Annotated in this window: 8 protein-coding genes; 4 read left to right on the top strand and 4 right to left on the bottom strand. The window is 71.2% G+C overall.

Translation table 11 applies throughout. From position 1 onward, the window contains the following. Positions 1-334 (top strand): MFS transporter (locus G6027_RS06135; RefSeq protein ID WP_182636354.1); only part of this gene is annotated, 334 nt, incomplete at its 5' end. An 11-nt stretch (positions 335-345) separates the two neighbouring features. Here G6027_RS06135 and G6027_RS06140 read toward each other — a convergent pair. From G6027_RS06140 to G6027_RS06150, 3 genes are all read right to left on the bottom strand, one after another. Beyond that, on the bottom strand, positions 346-936 hold the full coding sequence (locus G6027_RS06140) for a DUF1707 domain-containing protein (protein WP_182636357.1): 591 nt from the start codon (positions 934-936) through the stop codon (positions 346-348). A gap of 72 nt (positions 937-1,008) precedes the next feature. Further along, positions 1,009-1,149 (bottom strand): hypothetical protein, encoded by a 141-nt coding sequence (locus G6027_RS06145; protein ID WP_182636359.1) that lies wholly within the window; start codon positions 1,147-1,149, stop codon positions 1,009-1,011. A gap of 34 nt (positions 1,150-1,183) precedes the next feature. After that, positions 1,184-1,324, bottom strand: coding sequence for a hypothetical protein (locus tag G6027_RS06150; RefSeq protein WP_182636361.1), 141 nt, complete (start codon positions 1,322-1,324; stop codon positions 1,184-1,186). 130 nt (positions 1,325-1,454) lie between these two features. Between G6027_RS06150 and G6027_RS06155 the strand changes: the two genes are divergently transcribed. Together G6027_RS06155 and G6027_RS06160 are read left to right on the top strand one after the other, a co-directional pair. Continuing rightward, positions 1,455-1,988: a carboxymuconolactone decarboxylase family protein gene (locus G6027_RS06155; protein WP_241726868.1), complete on the top strand. Its 534-nt coding sequence runs from the start codon at positions 1,455-1,457 to the stop codon at positions 1,986-1,988. A 38-nt stretch (positions 1,989-2,026) separates the two neighbouring features. Further along, a complete protein-coding gene (locus G6027_RS06160) occupies positions 2,027-2,884 on the top strand; it encodes a sigma-70 family RNA polymerase sigma factor (RefSeq protein ID WP_182636368.1) in 858 nt (285 codons plus the stop codon). A 59-nt stretch (positions 2,885-2,943) separates the two neighbouring features. Here G6027_RS06160 and G6027_RS06165 read toward each other — a convergent pair whose 3' ends face one another. Then, positions 2,944-3,294: a VOC family protein gene (locus tag G6027_RS06165; RefSeq protein ID WP_182636363.1), complete on the bottom strand. Its 351-nt coding sequence runs from the start codon at positions 3,292-3,294 to the stop codon at positions 2,944-2,946. A 30-nt stretch (positions 3,295-3,324) separates the two neighbouring features. Here G6027_RS06165 and G6027_RS06170 point away from each other — a divergent pair, with 30 nt between their 5' ends. Next, positions 3,325-3,900, top strand: coding sequence for a hypothetical protein (locus G6027_RS06170; protein ID WP_182636365.1), 576 nt, complete (start codon positions 3,325-3,327; stop codon positions 3,898-3,900). Positions 3,901-4,065: the final 165 nt, after the last annotated feature.

Genomic DNA, 4,065 nt, shown 5'->3' on the forward strand with positions numbered 1-4,065 from the left:
GGCGGTGGCCGCCGGCCTGTTCGGCCTCGCGGGCACGCCGGGCACGATCATCGCCGCGGGCATGGCGCTGTCGTTCTTCAACCTCGGCGCGTGGGGCGCGCTGTACGCGATCGGCCCCGAGCTGTACCCCACCAGAACCCGAGGGTCCGGCACCGGTGCAGCGGCGGCGTTCGGGAGGATCGCCTCGATCATCGCGCCGCTGCTCGTCCCGGTGATGCTGGGCGCCGGTGGTACGGCGGTGGTCTTCGGGGTGTTCGCGGCGGCCTTCGTCGTGGCCGCCCTGGCCGCCTTCACCCTTCCGGAGCGCACGGGCGTCGCGCTCGAGGAGACCTGACTCGAGGAGAACTAACGCGTCTCGCGCCCGTCGCCGAGCTCGCGGATCCGCTCGGTGGCCGCACGGAGGCGCTCCTTGCGGGCCTCGTCGTCGGACTCCTTGAGCTCCTCGTAGAGCTCCTCGTCCGAGTCCGTGAACTGCAGGATGGCGCGCGGAACCCCCAGGGTCAGGACCAGCGACGGCCACACGATCCACGCGTAGTCCCAGCCCACCACGAACTGGAGTACGAGGAACGCCACGAGGGTCGCCCCCAGGACCAACCCGTCGAGCGTCTCCACCGTCCTGCCGCGCTTGCGGAGATCCTGTAGTTCGCGATCCGGGTCCGAGACCGCGGGTGACGACGACGAGGCGCGCACCAACTCGCCACCCCCCGCCGCGGCCGACTGGACGATCATGCCGTCGACGCTGGTCAGGGGCATGCCGCCCGGAAGATCGCTGAACGACCCGCGCAACTGGCCCAGGGTGCGCGCGGCCGCGATGTCGCCCGAACGGGAGTGGAACTCGGGGTCGTCGAGGCGGCCCGCGGCATAGTGGTCGCCCAGCGAGGTGAGGGCGTGCAGACGCTCGGTGTCCGAGAGCAGTAGATCGTCCGGATCGGTCATGGGTCCAAGGTTATGCTGTCGGGCCCTGCGGGCCATAGGGGATCGCACCCATCTATGGCCCGGTGAGGCGGATCAGCTCCCGAGGTCCGCGAGATCCCAGGCCCAGCTGGTCAGCGCGGTGGTCACCTCGAGTGGGGCGTTCATCCGGGTTAGCCCGTCGACGACGTTCATAACGGCTGTAGAGACGGGGCCGAGGAATGCGGGGTGTGGCATGAGAGCGTTCCTTGCGTGGGGGTTCCGGAACCGGCTACAGGCCGAGCCCGAGTTCCATGACGCCGATGGCCATGTCGTACAACGTATCGGCAACCCAGTCGAGCGGCGTGCCCATCACGATGTCGATGGCGCCGATGAGCGAGCCGGAGACCGGGCCGAGAACTGAGGGATCCATGGACATCACCTGTCGGGGTTCGAGTGCAGTGCATGGCGACCATAACAATGCCCGCGCTGCACGCGGGGCCCCTTCGACAAGTGCCTCGGCGGCACTGTCACATTTCCGGGTGCCCGTGCGTCTGGAGGTCATGGGCACACACAAGAAGGACCCCGGAAGACAACGCACACAGGTCAGCGCAGGCGCGATGGCGCCCATGCTGGCGCTCGAGGCCTACACCCGGGCCAGGGTCTCCCGCGAGGACAGTCACCTGATCAGGCTGCGGGTCTCGGCGGTCAACGGGTGCCGGTACTGCGCCGCGATGCACCGCCGTGACGCGCGCCGGGACGGCTGGGACGACGCCCGGATCGCCGCAGCCGAGGACTGGTCCGCGCACGCCGGGCAGCTGTCCGAGGGTGAGCAGGCAGTCCTGGGATTCGCCGACGCGGTCACCAGGATCGACGGCGAGGAGTCCGTGCCCGACGCGTTGTGGGACGAGGTGGTCCGTCACCGCGGCGGATCCGGGACTGGACAGCTGCTGATGGAGGTCGTCACCATCAATGCATGGAACCGGATCGCGGTGGCGACGCGGAAGGACCCGGCATCGCTGCGCGGCGTCGACCCGCGGGACATCGAGCCGAGGAACAGCGACCCGGAGGACACCACCCGCACGGACCCGAGGTGATCCCGGGCCGCGTCCTCACCGGCATCGACGGGGTGGCGATGGACAGGGTGACCCTGGACCGAGTCCGCCGACGACTCCTCGGGGTGGGGTACCGCATCACCGGGACGTGGGCCGACGCCGAGGACGCCGCCGACGAGGCCCTGGCCCGCCTGGTCGGGCTCGAGCCGGGATCGGCGCCCGAGAACCCCGAGGCCTGGCTCACCACCGTCACCACTCGGTTGTGCCTGGACCGGCTGCGACGACGGAGGAAGGAGGCCTACGTGGGGGCGTGGCTCCCCGAGCCCGTCGACACCGCCCTGCTGCCCTCCGAGATGGCCGAGCAGCGCGACGACCTGCGGATCGCCGTCTTGTTGGCCTACGAGCAACTGGGCCCCGACGAGCGCGCGGCCTTCGTCCTACGCGAGGCCTACGCCCTGCCCTACGCCGAGATCGCCGAGGCGCTGGACGCGGCCGTGCCCACGGTCCGCCAGTGGGTCAGCCGGGCGCGGCACCGGTTGGACACCGACCTGCGTCCGCCGGAGCGTGCGACGGAGGCGGTGATCTCTCGGCTGGTCGAGGCCGTCCTGGCCGGTGACCTCCAGCAGACGATCGACGTGCTCACCGCGGACGCCCGGGTGGTCTCGGACAGCGACGGGAAGGTCAACGCCGCCCGCAGGGACATCGTGGGGGCCCGCAAGTGTGCGTACTTCCTCATCAAGGCGGCGGAACTGTCCGACGGCATGATCGCGCCGGCCGAGGTCAACGGGGAGTTCGCGCTGGCGGTGGTCTCCCGCGGGGTCGTGCGGGTGGCTCAGCTGGGTGTGGTCGACGGCCGCGTCACGCGGGTCTACTTCCACTCGAACCCGGCCAAACTCACGCGGCTCGTGCTGCCGGAGGGGTTCGAGCCGACCGGGTGAGACGGCGGCACGCCGCAGCCCGGTCGGTGGCTACCCGGTCGGTGCTACCCGGCCGGTGGCTACTCGGGCACCCACATGGCCATCTCGTTCCCGCCGGGCTCGCGGAAGTGGAACCGTCGGCCGCCGGGGAAGGAGAACGGCTCGAGGGTCACCACGCCGCCCGCGGCCTCGACCCGTCCGCGGGCCTCGGTCAGGTCGGCCACCCGGATCACCATCAGCGGTGCCGGTGACTGCTCGTCGTCGTCACCCTGGATCCCCACCTCGATCCCGCCGCCGGTGAGGTCGGTGTACGACGTCCCGTACACGGTGGGCGTCCAGCCACACACGGTCGCCAGGAAGTCGGCGGTCGCCGGCATCGAGGAGCTGGGGAATTCGACCATCGTGATCTGGTCCGGGGTGCTGTCCTGCATGCGCCCGACGGTACGGGCACCATGGGTGCGGTGGCGCGGTTTCGATCCCTCTACGCGGTTCTGGCTCCCCCGGTGCTCCTCGCCGTGACGGCCTGCACAGGAGGCACCGCGCCGAGCCCGGCGCCGTCCCCTCCGACGAGTACCGGACCGATCGGCGCGGCGAACGTTCCGCTGGACACCACGATCGATGTGTCGGGCTCCCGCGCCGCACTCGAGGCGGGACAGGAGGAGATCCGGCGGGTTCTCGAGAGCAGGATCGGCGCGGGCGGGTGGAGGGAGTCCCGCCCGGCACAGGAGGTCGCCTGTCCCAGCAGGGGCGAGGCCACCGGGGTCACGGACACCGGGATCGGCAAGTTCTACGCCCGCGAGATGCGCCACCCCGACGCCCTGGACCCCGACGGGTGGGACCGGGCCCTGGACGAGGTCGTGAGGGCTGTCGAACCGCACGGTTTCCGGCCCAGGCCGACCGACGGGGGCTCGCCGCAGCCCGAGATCCGGTACGTCTACCTGGTCAACGACCACCGGGACGAACTGACGCTGTCCACGCATCCGACCATCGGTACCGGTTACGGCGGGTTCGGGGTCTGCCACCCCTGGGGGGACTGACGGGTCGCGGGCGGGTTCGGGGCCGGCTCAGTCGCGGGTCCGGGCCCGAACCCCGTCCCAGCGGGAGAGCAGGTCGACGGCGGCGGCCCGTGGATCGGGCGCGCCCATCACAGCCGACACCACGCACACGCCGTCCAGGGCGGTGTCGGGCAGCAGGCCGACGTT

This window comes from Dietzia sp. SLG310A2-38A2 (assembly GCF_014145095.1).
Lineage (GTDB): Bacteria > Actinomycetota > Actinomycetes > Mycobacteriales > Mycobacteriaceae > Dietzia.

Bases quoted from the DNA above. Each gene is read 5' to 3' on its own strand.
- G6027_RS06160 (WP_182636368.1), top strand. From the start codon at position 2,027: ATGGACAGGGTGACCCTGGACCGAGTCCGCCGACGACTCCTCGGGGTG.
- G6027_RS06165 (WP_182636363.1), bottom strand. From the start codon at position 3,294: ATGCAGGACAGCACCCCGGACCAGATCACGATGGTCGAATTCCCCAGC.
- G6027_RS06140 (WP_182636357.1), bottom strand. From the start codon at position 936: ATGACCGATCCGGACGATCTACTGCTCTCGGACACCGAGCGTCTGCAC.
- G6027_RS06150 (WP_182636361.1), bottom strand. From the start codon at position 1,324: ATGGATCCCTCAGTTCTCGGCCCGGTCTCCGGCTCGCTCATCGGCGCC.
- G6027_RS06145 (WP_182636359.1), bottom strand. From the start codon at position 1,149: ATGCCACACCCCGCATTCCTCGGCCCCGTCTCTACAGCCGTTATGAAC.
- G6027_RS06155 (WP_241726868.1), top strand. From the start codon at position 1,455: ATGGGCACACACAAGAAGGACCCCGGAAGACAACGCACACAGGTCAGC.